The sequence below is a fragment of the Clostridium sp. AM58-1XD genome, assembly GCF_003464085.1.
Taxonomy (GTDB): Bacteria; Bacillota; Clostridia; order Lachnospirales; family Lachnospiraceae; genus Lachnoclostridium_A.
Genome location: NZ_QSDR01000050.1, coordinates 1 through 17,885, shown reverse-complemented (window position 1 = coordinate 17,885; position 17,885 = coordinate 1). Strand labels below are relative to the sequence as shown.

The 17,885-nt window shown below is 43.7% G+C and carries 25 protein-coding genes and 1 CRISPR repeat array; of the genes, 2 read left to right on the top strand and 23 right to left on the bottom strand.

All coding sequences use genetic code 11. The features are described from left to right. Positions 1-32: 32 nt before the first annotated feature. Positions 33-387: a CRISPR direct-repeat array (repeat unit 25 nt; unit sequence ATTTCAATCCACACTCCCGCAAGGG). A 184-nt stretch (positions 388-571) separates the two neighbouring features. Then, positions 572-739, bottom strand: a complete 168-nt coding sequence (locus DXA13_RS21185; protein ID WP_181995763.1) for a hypothetical protein — start codon at positions 737-739, stop codon at positions 572-574. Continuing rightward, entirely contained in the window at positions 739-1,563 is an 825-nt protein-coding gene (locus DXA13_RS21180; RefSeq protein ID WP_181995762.1) for a Rha family transcriptional regulator, read from the bottom strand. The genes DXA13_RS21185 and DXA13_RS21180 overlap by 1 nt, the downstream gene beginning before the upstream one ends. A gap of 397 nt (positions 1,564-1,960) precedes the next feature. On the opposite strand from DXA13_RS21180, the gene DXA13_RS19720 reads away from it, so the two are divergent. After that, on the top strand, positions 1,961-2,578 hold the full coding sequence (locus DXA13_RS19720; RefSeq protein ID WP_118246725.1) for a helix-turn-helix transcriptional regulator: 618 nt from the start codon (positions 1,961-1,963) through the stop codon (positions 2,576-2,578). 86 nt (positions 2,579-2,664) lie between these two features. Here DXA13_RS19720 and DXA13_RS19715 read toward each other — a convergent pair whose 3' ends face one another. The 20 genes from DXA13_RS19715 to DXA13_RS20805 form a co-directional block, all read right to left on the bottom strand. Further along, complete coding sequence (locus DXA13_RS19715) at positions 2,665-3,246, bottom strand: hypothetical protein (protein ID WP_118246724.1); 582 nt, start codon at positions 3,244-3,246, stop codon at positions 2,665-2,667. Between the two features lie 55 nt (positions 3,247-3,301). Then, on the bottom strand, positions 3,302-6,319 hold the full coding sequence (locus DXA13_RS19710) for a hypothetical protein (protein WP_243009243.1): 3,018 nt from the start codon (positions 6,317-6,319) through the stop codon (positions 3,302-3,304). A 69-nt stretch (positions 6,320-6,388) separates the two neighbouring features. After that, complete coding sequence (locus DXA13_RS19705; RefSeq protein ID WP_118246723.1) at positions 6,389-6,670, bottom strand: hypothetical protein; 282 nt, start codon at positions 6,668-6,670, stop codon at positions 6,389-6,391. 110 nt (positions 6,671-6,780) lie between these two features. Then, a complete protein-coding gene (locus DXA13_RS19700) occupies positions 6,781-7,224 on the bottom strand; it encodes a DUF6096 family protein (RefSeq protein WP_118246722.1) in 444 nt (147 codons plus the stop codon). Positions 7,225-7,243: 19 nt separating this feature from the next. Further along, positions 7,244-7,663 carry a phage tail tube protein gene (locus DXA13_RS19695; protein WP_118246721.1) on the bottom strand — a complete coding sequence of 140 codons (420 nt, stop codon included), beginning with the start codon at positions 7,661-7,663 and terminating at the stop codon, positions 7,244-7,246. 17 nt (positions 7,664-7,680) lie between these two features. Further along, on the bottom strand, positions 7,681-8,040 hold the full coding sequence (locus tag DXA13_RS19690) for a hypothetical protein (protein ID WP_118246720.1): 360 nt from the start codon (positions 8,038-8,040) through the stop codon (positions 7,681-7,683). After that, positions 8,033-8,569, bottom strand: a complete 537-nt coding sequence (locus DXA13_RS19685) for an HK97-gp10 family putative phage morphogenesis protein (protein ID WP_118246719.1) — start codon at positions 8,567-8,569, stop codon at positions 8,033-8,035. Before DXA13_RS19685 ends, DXA13_RS19690 begins: the two co-directional genes overlap by 8 nt. Further along, positions 8,569-8,919, bottom strand: a complete 351-nt coding sequence (locus DXA13_RS19680) for a hypothetical protein (protein WP_243009242.1) — start codon at positions 8,917-8,919, stop codon at positions 8,569-8,571. The genes DXA13_RS19685 and DXA13_RS19680 overlap by 1 nt, the downstream gene beginning before the upstream one ends. Continuing rightward, positions 8,900-9,235, bottom strand: a complete 336-nt coding sequence (locus DXA13_RS19675; RefSeq protein WP_118246717.1) for a phage head-tail connector protein — start codon at positions 9,233-9,235, stop codon at positions 8,900-8,902. Before DXA13_RS19675 ends, DXA13_RS19680 begins: the two co-directional genes overlap by 20 nt. Further along, entirely contained in the window at positions 9,236-9,481 is a 246-nt protein-coding gene (locus DXA13_RS19670) for a Rho termination factor N-terminal domain-containing protein (RefSeq protein ID WP_118246716.1), read from the bottom strand. A gap of 11 nt (positions 9,482-9,492) precedes the next feature. After that, complete coding sequence (locus DXA13_RS19665; protein WP_118246715.1) at positions 9,493-10,434, bottom strand: hypothetical protein; 942 nt, start codon at positions 10,432-10,434, stop codon at positions 9,493-9,495. A gap of 19 nt (positions 10,435-10,453) precedes the next feature. Continuing rightward, positions 10,454-10,858, bottom strand: coding sequence for a DUF4355 domain-containing protein (locus DXA13_RS23365; protein ID WP_347559935.1), 405 nt, complete (start codon positions 10,856-10,858; stop codon positions 10,454-10,456). A 47-nt stretch (positions 10,859-10,905) separates the two neighbouring features. Then, a complete protein-coding gene (locus DXA13_RS23360; protein WP_181995761.1) occupies positions 10,906-11,088 on the bottom strand; it encodes a hypothetical protein in 183 nt (60 codons plus the stop codon). 351 nt (positions 11,089-11,439) lie between these two features. After that, complete coding sequence (locus DXA13_RS22200; protein ID WP_243009241.1) at positions 11,440-11,559, bottom strand: YjcQ family protein; 120 nt, start codon at positions 11,557-11,559, stop codon at positions 11,440-11,442. Then, positions 11,552-11,722 (bottom strand): hypothetical protein, encoded by a 171-nt coding sequence (locus DXA13_RS21170; protein WP_181995760.1) that lies wholly within the window; start codon positions 11,720-11,722, stop codon positions 11,552-11,554. The genes DXA13_RS22200 and DXA13_RS21170 overlap by 8 nt, the downstream gene beginning before the upstream one ends. A gap of 4 nt (positions 11,723-11,726) precedes the next feature. Then, positions 11,727-13,301: a minor capsid protein gene (locus DXA13_RS19650; protein WP_181995759.1), complete on the bottom strand. Its 1,575-nt coding sequence runs from the start codon at positions 13,299-13,301 to the stop codon at positions 11,727-11,729. Then, the gene (locus tag DXA13_RS19645) at positions 13,294-14,727 is read right to left on the bottom strand and encodes a phage portal protein (RefSeq protein ID WP_243009240.1); all 1,434 of its coding nucleotides are present in this window, start codon (positions 14,725-14,727) and stop codon (positions 13,294-13,296) included. The genes DXA13_RS19650 and DXA13_RS19645 overlap by 8 nt, the downstream gene beginning before the upstream one ends. Then, on the bottom strand, positions 14,714-16,000 hold the full coding sequence (locus tag DXA13_RS19640) for a PBSX family phage terminase large subunit (RefSeq protein WP_118246712.1): 1,287 nt from the start codon (positions 15,998-16,000) through the stop codon (positions 14,714-14,716). The genes DXA13_RS19645 and DXA13_RS19640 overlap by 14 nt, the downstream gene beginning before the upstream one ends. Next, positions 15,972-16,409 (bottom strand): transposase, encoded by a 438-nt coding sequence (locus DXA13_RS19635; RefSeq protein WP_118246711.1) that lies wholly within the window; start codon positions 16,407-16,409, stop codon positions 15,972-15,974. Before DXA13_RS19635 ends, DXA13_RS19640 begins: the two co-directional genes overlap by 29 nt. A gap of 42 nt (positions 16,410-16,451) precedes the next feature. Then, on the bottom strand, positions 16,452-16,640 hold the full coding sequence (locus DXA13_RS20805; protein WP_147348064.1) for a hypothetical protein: 189 nt from the start codon (positions 16,638-16,640) through the stop codon (positions 16,452-16,454). A gap of 525 nt (positions 16,641-17,165) precedes the next feature. Between DXA13_RS20805 and DXA13_RS19630 the strand changes: the two genes are divergently transcribed. Next, on the top strand, positions 17,166-17,399 hold the full coding sequence (locus tag DXA13_RS19630) for a helix-turn-helix transcriptional regulator (RefSeq protein WP_347559934.1): 234 nt from the start codon (positions 17,166-17,168) through the stop codon (positions 17,397-17,399). 131 nt (positions 17,400-17,530) lie between these two features. Here DXA13_RS19630 and DXA13_RS21315 read toward each other — a convergent pair. Further along, on the bottom strand, positions 17,531-17,885 hold a 355-nt coding region (locus DXA13_RS21315; protein ID WP_207662192.1), incomplete at its 5' end, for a hypothetical protein.

The following is a 17,885-nucleotide window of genomic DNA, read 5'->3' as shown; positions in this document are numbered from 1 at the left end:
CGTTCTAATTTTTTGTTTCATCCAGCTACCGCATTTCAGTCCACGTTCCCGCAAGGGGGGCGACAATCCCTGGACCAGAAAATGGTATAGCTTGAACAATTTCAATCCACACTCCCGCAAGGGAGTGACTTTATTGCCGTGACTTGTGGGGCAACGTATCCATCATTTCAATCCACACTCCCGCAAGGGAGTGACGTTGTGAGCAGTCCTATGATGCCCATAACCATTGACATTTCAATCCACACTCCCGCAAGGGGAGTGACCCATGTATACTGGCCTTGGATTCGACCTCTGGCTATTTCAATCCACACTCCCGCAAGGGGAGTGACTCCGAAATATCCTCCATGACTGACCACAGCCGCATTTCAATCCACACTCCCGCAAGGGGAGTGACAGCAAATTTTACTATATTTGCCTAATTATTATAGCATATTTTAATATATACTGCACTATTTAACCATTGTAAATTAATTAAATTGATATAATCTATTTAAAACAGATACCCATTTCAAGGTGCGAATCTCACGGCACTTTCATGTGCGTTTAGGATTCGCACCTTGAACATCACTACCTAATTAATACCTAGTGCTTTTCTTCTTCCCTCTTCCACTCCTTTAAAATAGGCCTGATTGATAGCTAAAATCAGTTTTTTTGCCATTTTCCAGTCCGCATATTCCGCCTTACTAAGGCCTTTAACATAGTTATTTGCAAATTCTTGTGCATTGATTGGATATGTCATTACGCCACCTCCTGGTATACAACTGTACAAGCCTTACTGTTTCCTTTGGAATCTATGTAGGGAATCCTCATCGGATAATTATTCTCTGCCAGCCACAGTTTCACATCTTCCAACACGGACGGCTTATATTGGATCGTCACATCATCATGGCCGTTCCGGCTAAAAGCCGTCGTCACTGTCTCACTGTCTGGAATATGAAGCTTTTTAATTATGGCACTGACCGCCTGATAATGCGGTTTGCCACTGTTCGAATAGATACCAAGCTCTCTGGCCATCTCCGTGCAGTCATACAACTTCGGCATTGTTTCCTTATCAGTCAGCAGCAGAGCCTTGACCTCATATCCAAGGTCAGTGTAAAGGCGCTTCACCTCAGCGGCCACATATACCGGTTCCACCTTTGCTTTCTCAAGAGTGCTCATAACGTTCTTAACCATCATGTTGACGGAGGACAGTGGCAGGCGATTAAGCTTGTCCTGTTTCTGATTCGGAATAACATCTTTGATAGTGACCTCCATATCATGAAAACGGTTAATATACCTCGCGGTAAACTCTGTTCCCTTAATGCCGGTCAACTTATTGGCGATAAACTCACAGCCTTTTTTTGCAACTTTAAAACAGGGATATTCTTTTCCTCGTTTCATATAAGTATTTTCCTGGAAGAAATCTGACGGCTCAATCTTGAGCCGTGAATCCGACTCCTTGTTTTTGAGGAATGAAAGTTCTTCCACGTATGATCGAATATCTCTTACTAAATTTTTGTGTTCCTTGCCCACCATTTCTGCCACTTCTCGACTGTCCAATGTCTGTTCGATCTGTTTCTTCATGAAATAAAATTTCCTCCTTGAAAATCTAGGCGGAATCCGTTATACTATATATAGAATTCCTGCTGTTAACGGGTTTCTATTAGGGTAAACACGTCACCGTCCAAAGTTACTGTGTTTGCTCTTTTTTTGTTTCCAGATCTTTTTGGATAAGTTCTGTTACGTATTTCTTAATTGACTTATCCCAGCGAATCGCTCCATTTTTATTTCCTTATGAAATTTATCATCTAATTGAATCACTATTGATTTCATTAATTCCCCTCCCTTCTTGAGATTCTTTATTTATAATATCATGTTGTTTTTATACTGTCAACAATATATTTACTTACTTTTATCAATTGTATTGATTTTTTTTGATTTATATTCTATTATTAGCATATAAAAACAAGGAGGTGCTTGTATGCCTATTAACTTTGCTTCTCGTATAAAAGAATTACGAACTAGTTTAGGAATGACCCAATCAGAGCTTGCACAAGCATTAGAAACCACTCAAGCTGCTCTCTCTGCTTATGAAAAAGGTGATAGAATGCCATCCTTTGAAATTTTAAACATTATTGCACATAAGTATAGCGTCTCTATCGATTGGTTATGCGGTTTAAGTAATTATAAAACTATACCGCCTGAGGTGAAAACATATGCAGATTTCATGGATTTATTATTTCAATTAGAGAATTCTAAATTGCAATTTCGATCAGATTTAGAATTTACTGATGATAAGTATGGCTACAAAGAAAGCTATGTCTGTCTCGGTTTTAATGACCCTGTTATTCGATTACTATTCAAAACATGGGAAAAAACCAGTTCTTTATATTACGATAGCACGATTGATAGCACCATTTATTCGGCTTGGAAAGATAAGGTGAAAAAAGATTTTAATGAACCCTTTCTTACAATCAGAAAACTTCAAAAATATGCCGAATTAGCACAAAATAATTTTATTATCAATGAATATGAAGGTATTTTAGAAAAATTACGCGAAATTAACCATGAATCTTATGAGTCACCCGCCACAGAGTAGGGTGACTTTATCTTCGCAATTAAAAAGCGCCCTGATTACTCAAGACGCTTTTACTGCTGATCCGTTTTCCTATCATCAGCTATCCGTTATATTTTAAATCTTTTCCCGCAGTTAAGACATGTTACTTCAACCATTTTTGATCCAACACTACCGATCAGCAGGCCAGGAACCAAACCGAAAGCCAGCGTACCGATTGTCGCCTTTCCTACGCCAAAACCTTTTTTATTGGCGGATAAAGAAGTGGAACCACAACGAGGACATTTTGCTTTATTATCACGGACTTCATGTACATCTTTTTGGCCTTCCATAAAGGATTTCTCTGATTTATCTATAATAATAGGTTTATATGATATTTTATAGTTTTCAGCTTCGATTATAGAGTTCTGGATATCACACCTAGACTTATCACGCATTATATTATATAAGGCTGCAAAATCGTCATAATGCGCGTTATCGGACGATAACACATACTTTTTCGTCTTCTTCATATGAGTATTACCAATAACAATGATACTTTTATCTTGTGTCTGTTCCCAATATATCAGAATATAATCCTCTATTTTATCATATGGACAATACCCAAAATTGCGTTTATCACGTAGTTCTAGCTGACCATATCTATAATGTATAGAATCTCCATTTTCAAATGATAAACTTATGTCCTTCATAAACAACCTCCCCTCATCCAATATACATTAAGTATATCAGACAAGAGAAGAAATGTTAATATACAAAAGCACTACGTCCAGTAATATTTGTATACTCGCTATTTTTCTTTTGTACTAATTTAAAAATTCCGTCCGCATCGCCATCCAGATGAATATGTATTTCTTTGTCGCTTCCAGATAACATTGGAGCTATTTGTATAAAGCCATCAATAACAGCTTGTTTGATACCATCTGTTATCTGATCTCTATTAGCTACTGCTGTCCTACTGCCGATTCGCCCAACCATCTCAGGTCCTGCCTCATTGGCTATAAACAGTTGTCCGCTACTTGGAAATCCTCCAGTTGCGAATTTCTGTACAGGCGTTATATCTACATTTGTTCCTTTTCCAATACCAATGGCATCTGCAATTCCTTCTCCAATACTTCCAAAAAATTCATCAACCTTTTGTTTTAGCCAATCACCCATAGAAATAATACCATTCCAGATACCTTTTATGATATTTTTTCCTACATCGATCAATTGCCCTGGCAATTTATTAAACCAATCTATAATCGCATTTAGTATCTTAGGAATTTCTGTCTTTACCCATCCGATTGCGTCTGTCGCCCACGTGACTATTGTGTCCTTAAATTTAACAATAGCATCGTAGATTTTTCCTGGTAGTTCTGTAAAGAAAGTTACTATACTTCCTATTATCTCTGCAACTTTTTCACTGAACTTGCTAGAAATCTCAACCGCCCACTGTACAACCTTATCCTTAAACGTAATAATAGCTGTATAAATTTTCCCTGGAAGTTCAACAAAGAAATTAACTACGGATTCAATAATTTTCGGAACTTCTGTTTTTACCGTGTCGATCATATCGCTGACCCAAACAGCAATTGTTCCGATGGCATACCCGATGGCATATCCAATTTCGCCGGGGAGCGTATCAAACCATTCTACAATACTATCAATAATCTCACTGATTTGATCCGGAATTCCTTTGAACCAGTCCACCATTGCAGACCACTTATGGGAAAAGGCTTTAGACACCTTTTCCCATACGCCAGAAAACCATGCTGGAATACCTTCGAAAAAGGGTACTACTGTTCCAGTCCACCATGTTGGGATCGTCTCCGTAAAAAATTGCACAATCTTATCCCAGTTAATAACTACAGCTGCTACTACAGCAACAATGGCTGCCACTATTGCGGCTCCTGCGGCTACCGCAGCTAGGCTTGCCGCTTCTAGTCCAGTTACTGCCGCTCCAATTGTCCCTAATATTCCACCAATGGTAGAACCAAGTGCCGCCAATTTAGGAAAGCACACTGCAAAGGCTTCTCCTAAAGTTCCTGCACCTCCTGCAACGAGGGAAAACATTTCAACGATTTTAGATCCTGCTATTGCTGACGCGATAGCCTTTATACCTACAACTATCTTATTTCCTGTCAAAAATGCAACCAGGCTTTTTATAATATTTACTACAGTTGTCATACCTTTAAAAGCCAGCAATGCTGTTGCAATCGCTCCAATCGCATAACCGATGGTTCTTGCTGTTTCAGGATCAATTTTACCGATCGCTGTAGCTAATTTATCGATCCCGCCAGGAACTACGTTATTAACGAAATCAGCTCCTAACGCCGCCATATCTTCGTAAAAATCTAGCAGACCTTGTCCTACTGACTGTGCAAATGGCTCCAGGGCCTTCCATAAGTTCTTTAGCGCCTCATTAATGGCTTCCCAGTTAACTGTTGTCAAATATTTATTGGTGATATCCAAAAACCTTGGAAATCCTTCTCCCAGCGCCCAGCTTCCAAGCGGCACCAGGAATTCATTCCAGAAGTCTTTTAGTGCGGTCCAGGTGAACTGTCCAAGCTTGGCCAGACCTTCATTCCATAACCGTTTCAGGGCCTCTGTTGTCGGCCGTGCGGCTTCCTTCAGTTTATCAATCGCTTCTCTCACCTTATTGGCTGCTTCTTCAATGGCCGGATTGACGGTCACATCAGAAAACAGCTCGCCGCCCATGCTGCCAAAGTCAGGAGCACCAGCGCCGCCACCTCCGCCAGAACCTCCCTTATCCCGGTCAGAACTTAAGTTATTCAGCTCGTCAAAGCTTGCCAGCTGCTTCTTCATCTCTTTGGCCGATTTCGCAGCACTTCCCATGTTATCCGCAACCGCACCGGAAGACCCGGCTGCTGAGGCCATAGAATCCGCTGCGCCGGATACTGCGCTGCTGCCACCGGACGCGTCTCCAAACAGCGCCACTGTAAACGCTTTAAAGTATGCCGCAAGTGTCTGCAGCTTGGCAAGGATCGTGTTGATCACCTGGATCACCGGCGTAAACGCATTGATCAGGCCCTGTCCGATCGTGGCCTTTAAAGACTCAAACTGCAGGGACAGCACCCTGACCTGGTTGGCCCACTGGTGCGAGGTCCTTGCAAAATCACCACTTGCCAGAGAAAGACGGTCCTGCACGAACTGATAACGCAGCATAACCTTTTCCGCCTCTGACATCTTGGAGGTGACTTTCCCGTATCCATTTGCCAGCGCGTACTGATCCAGGGCATTCTGAGTCATAACCACGCCTAATTCTTTCAAGCTTTCAGTTTCTCCTGTCCAAATAGCTTTCAAACGGGTAGACGCCTGGTCTGTGGATATATTATAAAATGAGGCCACATCTCCTGTTAATCCGGTAATGGCCTGCGACATTTCCAGCGCCTGTGCTTCGCCAAATCCGAATGACCGAGACATGGACCCATAGATACCCATAAAACGCTTTGCAGCTGTCTCCGACAAACCAAACTGAGTAATTGCATTCTGTGCAAACTCGTTTACCCTGCCGGACATGGAACCGAAGGTAACATCTACCACGTTTTGGACTTCTGTCAGATCTGATCCTAACTGAATACAGGACTTCCCAAATGCAAGAATGGCGCCGATACTTAATATCGACCCGATGACAAGCGCTGTCTTTTTAAATGCCCTGGATATCCGTGCAGTCTGGCGTTCCACAACTGACGACGCCTGGGCAGTCACTTTTTTTACTTTCTCTACCTCTTCTTGGTATGGCCTTGTATAGGCTTCAATCACAACTTTCAGCCGTTCCAGGACGGTACCGCCTCCATCCGTATTTCTCACCGCCTCTCTTTTTAAGAATGTTTACAGCCCCTTCTGCTTCCGGATCCTATTATGCTGTCTGGCATATTCCTTTCGGGATCTCGTCGCTTCTTCCGCGGTCTCTTTCTGATGTACTTTTTCATACAGCTCCCGCTCTTCCTCGAACAAGCCCGGCGCAAGATCCCAAAGATTAGGAATGATGATTTCCCCTTCTTGTGCATAAGGAATCTGTATGTAAAGTCCGATCAACGCCGCAGTGTTGTAGCAAAGGGACAGCTGTTCCCGCTCCTGCTGCCGCTTTTCACGTACCTTCGAATCAATCAAATTGCGGATCTCTTCTATGGAATACTGCCAGAATTCATGGATGGATATCCCAGTATCCAGAGCATGCGGATATAACTGGCTGATCAGATCGGACCAGGTCTGATTCTCTTCTACAGAAGCTCCTTCGCATCCTCCATCTTCTCCGTCATCTCTTCCCGCTGATTCTCCGTAAAAAAACCGCTCACCATCAGAATCTGCATAACCACATCCGAAAACAGGGTCAACTGCGTGCCGCCCTCTTCTACATATTTATCAAAAGCCAACTGCAGGTTCTTATATTTGACTCCATGATTCCATGGAGCTGCCGCTGCCTGGATCACCGTAAGCATAATGCCAAGAGCTGGAATATTTCCGCCCGTCAGAAGATTTAACAGGTTCATCCGGTATTTTTCTTCCAGCTTGCAGACCTGTTCCGTGGTCAGCTTCAGTTTGTACTCTGTATCTCCAACCTTCCAGTAAGCAAACGGCATTTTTTTCTTCCTATCCGCCTTTTTTGCCGCGCCGTCTTTCTCTTCTTTTACCTCTTCCATTTCATCCAACCCAAAAGTTCCCATTTATCTGTCCTCCTATTTATTAAACTGATTCGTCCGGATCCGTAATCACAAGATCGCTCTGTACGGACATTGCAAGGTTAAATTCAATCACACCGTTCACGCCGCCGCCAGTACGTTTTACGGATACCTGGGCGTCAAACTCTGTCTTTGTCCCATCAACCAGCGTTTCTTGGAAGGATAAGGTCTTCCCCTCTTCCTGGGCCTTTCTCATGATCCGATACGGACTGTCTGACATCGTATTATCATATTTAAACTTATAGGTCAGGTCTCCGGCGTCACCGATCCCGTTCTCATACTGCTTGTTTTTATCGCTTAAACAGGTGTTTTCCACCTTCTCCGGTTCCAGTCCCATATCCGGGATTTCTTTCAGTCCCGGAAGATCAGTATAAGAGGAACTTCCTTTTTCTTTATACCCGAGCTTTGCTCCATTCGCTAACATCTATGTGTTCTCCTTTCTTACATGCTGTGATAGACTTGTCCTGTCTTCACATCAATAATCATTTCATATCTTATCTGTTTGTGCTTGCGGCCGCTGGGATCATCCACATCCGTACAGGATATCCGTAGCAGTCCAAGCTTTGCAATGGCCCCATCTACCGCTACTGCTGCCGCTGATGTGCTACGCCGATGCCAGATATCAATCCGGTAACGGACATATGCCTTCTGTTCCTCCATGTCTGTATACTCATACACCTTGTTTTCTTCCTCCATATACTGGATTGCAAGGTCTTTTTCCCAGTCACGGGGATAGTAGTCAGTCACATTGTCGGTCACTTGGCAAAGAGCCGCATACACCTCATCTTTTACATTAATCATTGCAAATCCTCCTGATCTCACGCGCGATATAATTGCTGATATTCCTTGTAACGCGTTCTTTATTGTTCTTCAGTGCCGGATATAGATAAGGCTGTGCTGCCTGTCCTTCACATCGGTAGAAACGGCCATCCGGCGTGTCGATATAATGCCACTGATACGTTTCCGCCGTTTTCCGGTCGATCTGGCTTTCATGGATCCACCAAGGTTCTTGTGTATATGCCGGAGAAACCAAAGGAGAGATCCCCGAATGGTTCGCTTCCCCTTTTGGACCGGTTCCCATCTCCACATATCCGGCATACGGTTTATTTGTGTAAATGGTACCGATCACCTTTTCTTCTGTCTTCTGCACAGATGTTAGGATACTCTGCTTCAATTCCCCATCATGTGAAGGACAACCATCTTTAGCCGCCTTTTGTACTGTAATAGCAGAGGCTCCAACCGCCTTTTCCATCGTGGCCTCAGTGATCTGCTCCGCCAGCTGTCCGTACTTTTTCATCAGCTTGTCCAACCCTTCGATTCCGCCTGCCATTACAGCTTTTCCACCTCCAACGTCAAATAGCGATAAGGACGAATGGCAATGATCCTGTAATCCGGTTCGTGATCTTGCGGGACATACAAGCAGATACCATCTCCTTCACAGACAGTCATATCTGCAAATTGATATAATTCTTTACCCTCGTTTGATATTAACAACTCGTAATTTCCGTCAATCCGTACATTCTTGATGTTGCTGATCCGCTGGCCGTACATTTCTGCCTGCAGTTTCCCGCCGCCCGGCCATACCTCGGCCTCAAAGGAAGAAGGTTGCCCATACTCAATGTAAGAGCTACCTTCCTGATCTTTTTTCGGTATTGCCCGCCTATGGCTGTACTGTTTCAACCGGCTCCTTTTTAGTCTCATATCGTTTACCTCCAACTCCAGCCAGTCTGTAGTGGTCCAATACGTCATATATCTGTTTAGGCGCCGCGTCAAAGCTGTAGCTTTCTCCGCCCTCACTCCGGCCGGTTTCCCCTTCGGTTCCCATCCGGTTGTATGCGATCAGTGCCAGATCACGGACCGGCTTGATAAGGCTGTCAGGCAGGACAGTACGGTTTGTATAGCTTAATACAAACTCTTCCGCGTCAGACAGCAAAAGAGAGAGCAGATTATCATTGCTCTTCCCTGTTAACAGTTTCAGTTTCTCAAGTTCAGTCACTTATCCCACATCCTTTAAAACTGCCAGAAGTTCATCCTTTGTCAGAGAGGCGGCGCCTTCAATACCTTTTTCTTTCGCCAAGGCCTTTAACTCTGGTACAGTCATCTTTGGAAGATCATTTTCTATACGGTTTTCCTGGTCACTTCCTGCTCCATAACCTAGTTCTATAAATCCCAGCGCCTTCAACTTTCTAATTTGTGCTTCATTATCTGTTACTCGTTCCACATTATCCCTTATCAGCCTCATGGATATCCTCCTTATACTTCAGACGGTGCTGCATCCTTGATATTCATGTAGATACTGTCCAGTTTATTATCCAATACCCAGATATCGTGGAACCTGCGATAATCCATCTGCCATGCATTCAGTTTCTGATTCACTGTCGGATCAAAAATACGCATGATATCCTGTTTGGTTACTGCGATCGGTGTCGTACGTGGGCAGATGAAAAAGTTAATGTCTTTCGCTGTAGTTCCTTTTACGTAGCCACCCTGTTCCTGGCCAGCAGTTTTGCCATCATAAATCGTGATGGCCGTGTACATGCGGTTGGATGGCGTGGACACGATCGGTACCCCGTCGACGGAAGGCACCGCGGTGTCCACGCCACCTTTGGAAAACGTCGTGTTCGTGATCTTTCCGGCCAGTTCCATTTCCAGCTCCATAATAAAATCCGGTGTGGCATGACACACTAACGGTCCATTGTAGAGTTCTCTGATCGCCTTAACGCCTTCTTTCATTTTGCGCAGGGCAGAAGTTCCTGTAGCTCCTGGCGTATATCCGTACTGTACCATACCTGCTTTCTTGGCCTCGATTGTCTCTGCTGCGATCTTGGAAATACGGTATGCGTCGATCTCTGGTACCACGTACATCCGCTGAAATTCTCCCATAACTGCTGCTGCCGTAGTAACGAAGTTGTTTTCATTAATATCGATTGGATCAAGCTGGAATTTTCTGCCTCTGTCCTGTGTCATTTTGCGGGTCTCGTATTCCAGTGTAACTCCACCCTGCTGATATCCGTTGTCTCTGTCATAATCTCCGAGACCCTGAACGCTCATCTTCGGAATCTTTACTTCGGACCCTCCGTTATAGATTACCTGGCCAGTGTTAGCGTCCATCCAACCGGTAACTGCCTCCCTGATCGCCACTTTGTCTAATGTGTTCATAAAAAGTGTTGCTGTTGCTAATGTGTTAATTGCCATAGTCTTTTCTCATCCTTTCTTATAATCCCATCATCAGATCTTCAACCTGCTTTGTAAGGTCATTACCATCTTCTGACGGTGCTTTCTTTGGCGGTGTACCGCCTTTTAGTCTCTCTTCAACAGTGGTCTGCACTGCCTCCTGGAAGGCTTTCTCTACTGCTTCCATAGATTTGTTGCAGGAAACTGCATCCGTGTAATTTAACACCTCTGCAAGTCCCACAGGCAGCTTTTTTTCCACCAGCGTATTCTTTGCTTCGGCCATCAGCTCACGGCGGGTAATCGCCGCTTCCCGGTTCTTTAGTTCCTGTTCCTGCTTCTGCCGCAGGTACTCTGCCTTCTCTTCCTTGTTCATCTTTGCTAGCCTATCGGCTTCGGAAAGTTTATCGTCCATGAGGGCTGTCCACTTTTCCTTAGCGGTTCCCAACGCCTTCTGGACGCGGCGATCAAACTCTGCCTGATACCGGCCGTCTTTTAAAATATCATCGAGCTTTTCGGCTCTTTATCTCCATTTTCGGCTCCCCCTGCGCTGCCTTCATCTAGTTTATTTTCAGCTCCGCTGCCTTCGCACTGATCTGCGCCGGCACCGTCTCCGCTTTCTGCAAAAAACTGCAAATTCATTCTTCGGGGTATCCCCGTCATTCTTGTCCTTCTCATATCTATCCTTTCCGCCCCAGCCTGTTCTTCTGCCCAAACTGTTGCATAAAAATAACACCCAGGTATTTAACCCGCGTGCTAATAGCTACCTGTTGCGATATCGCAGCAACTAAAATATCACTGGCCATTTACTGACTGGTGATATTACAAACCTGATATTGTATCTTTTATTCCTTTTGCTAAATTTGCGGCCCTCTTCATGAAAGTATTGTCTACCAGATATTCCAATCCTTTCAACGTAATATCCGGGCAAATCTGAGGTTCCAGTTTTGGGCTATAGTGCCCGTTGCACTGGTCATAGACAACACCTTCGATATATTCTGACTTGGACAGCACAATCATGATCTTTTCCTAGCGCTGACAGGTAATTCCCAGCTTCTTATGGCTGATAGAAGCCGGATCGAATTCATCAATATCCATCGCTTTTTCGAGGGCCTTTAAAATCTTATAAATAACCGAAAAGTTATCCATTTTCTATCACCCTTTCGATATCATCAATTGTTATGTCTATGGTTTCCCAGTCCTTAGGAGAACTTCCAACATCGGCTATAAAAACTTTTCCATCAAATGCTTCAACGATTGAAGCCCCCCTGCCGTCTTTTAGCAGAACGGTATCATACTGTTTTACAATCATATCCTTACACCTCTTTGATATACGCACTTGTCATACGCATGCTTCCATCCGGCCACTGTAACCATCCAACAATAACATTTGCCGGCGTACCCTTCTTGCCGTACAGGATCATCTTTTGCTCATATCGGATACCATATTCGATCTCTCCCTTCATAGTTGCTGGGTATCTGGCTACTTTTTGTTTGATCTCGTCCTGAAGTTCCTGCCAGTTGCTGATATCATATCCCAGTCTGCTCGTAATTGCCCTTCCCTTTGATCGCCCCTTTTTATTTTCTCCACCAAGCAAATATCTTGTAAACTTCTCATCTGGCACAATCACCTTTTCAGAATTAGGAAGTTTTAATTCCGGATGATCAATTAGCTTCTTTCTTCTGGAATAGTCAAGCCTTCTAAACTCATATGTTTCCTGTTCAGTATACTTCATTTTCTGAAAGGAATCCAGAGTTCTCGGCATATCTTTTCCCAGGATTTCATGATACTGTTCAAACTGTCTGCGGTCTGAATAACAGTTTTTGATCATCTTCTCATTCAGTTCGGCTCCCGGCCTTCCATTTACATAGGTTTCATACCATTGTTCATATGTCATATCTACTGGTACCATATAAGTTTTTCCGGTAACTGGATCCCGCGCTCTACGCTGCATGTCCAGTACTTCCTCATCTTTCAGTTCACATACCGTTGTTGACCGGCACCAGGGATGCATGGGTGGACAGTTCTTTCCTGGCTGCTGCTCTGATACTAAAAATACCTTTCCATCCAGTTTTCTACAGACCGCAGAAGTTCTCAAATCCAACGTGGCCACAAAACGGTATTTCGTAATTCCGCACTCCTCATAGGCTGCCATGTCCATCTGTGTTGCCAGGTTACAGCTTTCTGTCCTGATCAGCCTCCTGGCCTGGCTGGCTCCTGCCGCGAACTTATTGGCAAACAGTTCTGCTGTTTCCCGATCGGTCCTGCCTGTGATCAAGCTGATTAAAAGCTCTCTCTTTAAGTCCTGTGTCAGGGCCCGTGTATTATGCCAGATACGCGCGGAATAGTTAGTTCCAGACCATTTGCTGTTGATTACTTGGTCAATTATCTTTGGATCTACCAGACCAAAGCTGAAGCCGACTCCTGTCTGCTGCTGAATATCAAAAATAGATCGGTAATAAGCCTCATTGGCAAGGTCCACATAATGGCTTGTGTTTCTGATATTCTCCTGTTCATAGACCTGCCGCATAACCAGATCTAATTGATTCTGCAGCTGTTTTAAACGTTCCAGCCTTGTCTGATATGCCGGACTTTCCAGTTCCGCCAGAATATCTGCCTTTGTCCGGCCTCCTGTACCAGCCTTTAAAGCGGCTTTCAGTTCATTGATGGCTGTTTTATCTTGCAGTGTATTTAAAAGCCTGTATGCCTCGGCTTCTGATAGATGGTGCTTGGTTTTGAACCGTTTGAAAATCTGATCCATTTCGTGGCTTAGATATTCGGAGGACTTTTGATAGAGGTTTGCTATCTCATCGGCAGTCTCTTCCGCTGACTGCATGTATTGGAACATGTCCTGTGCCTTACGGCGCTCCCAGTAGGTCAAGTTACTCATTTACATCATCCGGAGCTTTCTTATCTGGATCCTCATCTGCATCTGGTGGCGGAGAATTGCTTCCAAGACCGAACATAGCCTGCTGCTGTTTCACCGCCTCCTCAGCCTCTTTCTCCACAGCCTTAACCTCTTCGTCTACATTCTCGACAAATGGTACCTGTGACAGCAATGTCTTCTTACTGATCTTTCCCCATAGGTTCGCCACGATCTGGCTTATCTCCAACAGATTCTTAGGCATGGCCCGTGTGAAGGTTGGCGTAATACCGGACACATCGACGTGAACTGATCTGCTTTTAGACAGCCAGGCTGCGAACAGACGCAGCCGCTTCCGCAATCCTCGTTTGTAGTACCGGGTCTTGATCTTCGTAATATTTTCCATACCAAGCAGCTTAAATTCCATCGCTACGCCGCTGACATTCCCACCGAAGCTCTCATCGGTCATGCAGGGAATATGGGAAAACTTATGGATATCCTGCTCGATGGCTTTCTTCAGGATCTCTACTCCTGATTCATCAAAGGTGCGAGTAAGGTATTCTGCTTTGGAATCCTTGGGAAGCTCCAGTAGCTTATCCTCTTTTACTTTCTCTTTTGCCGTCTTCCCATCCTCATCCACTGCGTCCGGATCTCCCAGCATCGCGCCGTAGATTGCAAGAATTGCGTCAATAAACTGTTCCTTATCCGTGATCCGGTCACTCATCAGCGCGTTGTATGCGTCGATCAGCGGAATCTGAAGCTCAAAGTCCCCGATGGCAAGCTTGTTGTTCAGGTACTCGATTATTGGGACCTCATCAAAATAATGCGGTGCCGGCTCTTCCAGTAATGCCTGCGGGCTATCGATATTCTCGATGTTCAGCACCCACTTATAATGCTCTGTCAGTATTGTCGCAACATAGATCGTTCGTTTCTTATCTGAATCGTCCTTCTTCGCATAGTAATAGACTGCAAACAATTCTTTCTGTTCAATCGTATCATCATAAACCATGAAGGTATTTTCTGGTGACAGGTTTTTAATGGCCAGCATGGTCTCTCCCTCCATGGGATAGATATATTCGTAGCTCCGGCCATACACGGATAAGTCCAGGCCGTTGTCTCCGTCGGCCTCATCGGCTCCGGCAGTCTCCAGCGCGTCTGTGAGCGGCATAATATCTACGTCTCCATTATAAGATATTGGATTTCCGATAAAGTAGGCGCTGGCCGTATCTGCAATGTCCTTTGCATGATTGCATACCAGCTTTGTTTTCCGGCTCTCCGCTAATATCTTATGTTCACCCTCGTAGTATTTCATGGATTTTCGCAACCGGTTGGCTTCCCGACGGTGCTTGACGATCAGCGTGCGGATTGCCTGTTTATCCGGATTCTGTTCGTCCCAGGTTTCCCTGGGCATTGTGTATGTATAAATGGTTCTCACCTCCTTAATGTAATCCATAATCGGATTTCTTCCTGACTTTCGCCTTCCTGCTTGTCATTACATTCTCCAACGCATACCGAACCGCGTCAATTGTATGGTTATCCCTATCTGGATAGCTACCCTTGAAGTTTCCATTCTTATCCTGATCCAGTTCATAGCCGGTAAATTCCCTGACAGCATTCGGGCAGCGCTGTTGATCTATGATGATCTCATTCACTTCATCGGCAAGAAATTCCATTCCAAAGTCTACCGATCCCGGCCCTTTTTTAGCGCCTACTATCCGTAATCCAAGCTCATTCAATGCGTCAATGGCTCGTGGATCCTCGCTATCTGCTATCACCACTCTATTCAGCGGATTAAACACCCGAATCTTTGCAGCCAGCTTTGTATTTCCCATCCGTGGTGCATAGACTTCACCAAATAGAAAAAGACGCTTCCGCGTCCTGTCATAATGCATCTTTATGTAAGCAGCCGGGTCAGCTCCGAAGCCAAAATCAAGGCCCTGATAGATCCTGTCAAACCGCGCCATCTCTTCCTCTATGATCGGGCGCACTATGACATTCTCAAATACCTGGCCACCGGTTCCTGTAGCAATGCCAAGATATTCATGATCGTATGCTTTCGGCTTCATCTCCCTAAGTGATTCCGCCTCAATCAAAAACTGTTCTCCCAGCCATTCACGCGGTACCGTCCTGTAATCGCTATGGTGGACAATCGTATCTCCCCTGCTCTGTAAGATATCTTGATTCACCCAGTTATTCAGTGACTTAGGAGGATTCCACGAATAAAAAACAAAATACTCTGAACCACCACGCATTAATGACTGAAGGATTGTTCTTTCCTCTTCTTCTCCGTCAAACTCTGCACGTTCCTCAAACCAAATATACTTAAAATATCCGTTCGCCAGTTTCACCGACTTGATCTTCTGTGGATCATCAGCGCCGCGGAAGATGATCTTATTTCCGAAAGGCGTATAGGTCAGGCTTAATGGAGAATATCTGATTTTCCATTTGTCGGCCACACCTAGTGCATTGATCGCCCAAATAAGTTGTTGAAATACCGATTCCTCCAGAAAGCGACCGACCTTTCGCATAGCAATCGCATTCGCCTGTGGATCTTGCATCATACCCAGGGGAATCTCCAGACTGATAAATGATGACTTTGTGGATCCACGTCCACCTGCCAATTTATAGTGTGTGTGCCTATGATCTACAATATCCCAATGCAGATCATAAAAGGACAGAGCAATCAGGTTTGACAGCTTAACTTGTGTCTGATCTGGGGATATCATTGACAATCGTGATCCCTCCTAACTGGCCGTTATGCTCAATATCCTGCTTATCCCTCCACCGATCCGGCCGTCGATTCTTCAGCCAGAAGATTTGCGCTGTGGTGTCTGGAACGACTTCTTTGATAATCGTAGTGATTCTTACTCCTTCGGCTGTCCTTTCCTTTTTGGTTTCAGTATAAGTATAACCCAGCGCTCGCTTCAAGAGAGCGTTCTCGACCTGTATGTCAACAACCTCTTTTCCCTTTTTTAAGGCCTCCGAAACCTCTGGATAACGCTTTTTCCAGTCATACAGCGTTGCCGTGGCTATCCCGGCGTTCGTAGCAATTTGCTCATCGGTCAGTCCATCTCGCGCCCAGGCTTCCAGTTTCAGTAAGCCTTCCGGCGCTATCCAGTTTTCATATTTTGCCATCAGGCTCACCTCCTTTGGGTATAGAAAAAGAGACAGCCTAGGCTATCCCTTAAAATATTCTCTATATTCACATTTGGCACAGTGTATATTGTTTCCATTGATAAATAACTTCTGCCCGCACTTTGGACATATCCCCGATGTCGCTGCTTTAGGTTTGTAAATTCTTTTTCCGCAAATACTGCAGTGCAAACTACCACCATCATCATACATTACTTTTCCACAACAATTCATAAATCTTCCTCCGCCTTCCCTTTTTTCTCATCATACACCGAATTTTGATAATATTCAACATTCAAAGGAGGTCCACCAGTCTAAGTTTCACCTGGCGGAAAGTGCATGAAAAAAGCAGCCAATTCATAATATTTGACTGCTGCTCTAAGGTAAATTAAAGACTAAAAATGTTAAATATATTGTATATTCGCTTGACTTACACGTGTTTGCGTGGTATAATTAAATTATCAAAAAGGAAGGAGGTAAACCGTTGGGTAAAAAACAAAAGAAAAAAGAGAACTTGTTCAACCAGATAATCAAAGCCTTGGTTGCAGCCGCAGCTTTGATAACATCAATATCACAGTTGATACAAGCTCTCAAATGATCACAGGGGAGAGACATCTCCCCTCCTAATAAAATTTTACCACATCGGTTTAATAAAATCAATGAAGTTCGATACACTATTACTATTCTTTACAATCATTTATGCCCTCGGTACAAACTGGTCAGTTCCATCGTGTCTTTTTGTAATGGCCTGCTCTGCATATGTGCTATGCAGTACTGTCCCTAAAATATGGAGGTATTATTATGAGGCTAAAACAAATTAGAAATAATAACGGTCTATCTCTTCGCGCTCTTTCAGAGCTTTCTGGTGTTCCTCAGCGGACCATTGAGGATCTGGAGCGTAGAGACGATGGGCGAGTATCAACCATGATTAAACTGGCTGACGCTTTAAGTGTAACATTGGATGAACTTTGTAGGAATGAGGCGGCCGAATAGGCCGCCTTTTATTTTTCATATTAAAATTAATTACTATCCCAGAATGACCTTTAAATCATTTGTATTTATTTCTTAATCGCTCAATACATTCCGTATTTGCTTTTCTCTCTTGATCTTTCTTTCTTGGCACACTAAAAGCAACCTTTACCATTAAGATAATTATTCTGTAAGAAGATAATACAAAATACGCAAAAATATATACCCAAATACATTTTAATAAACAGAATTACTACATGAGCTAACTTCAATAGCAAGACTTCATATATAAATTCAAATATGTTTTCTCTTAACAGTAAAACAATTGACAGTCCCACTAAGGTAAAACCAGATTGACAACTGCTTAAAAAGAATTTCTTGAGCCTACTTTTATAGCTATCATTAGCAAAGATAATTTTTACTATTTCTGCATTTAATAAGCTATCATTAGCAAAGATAATTTTTACTATTTCTGCATTTAATAAGCTAAAGATTAAAGTTACTAAAGCA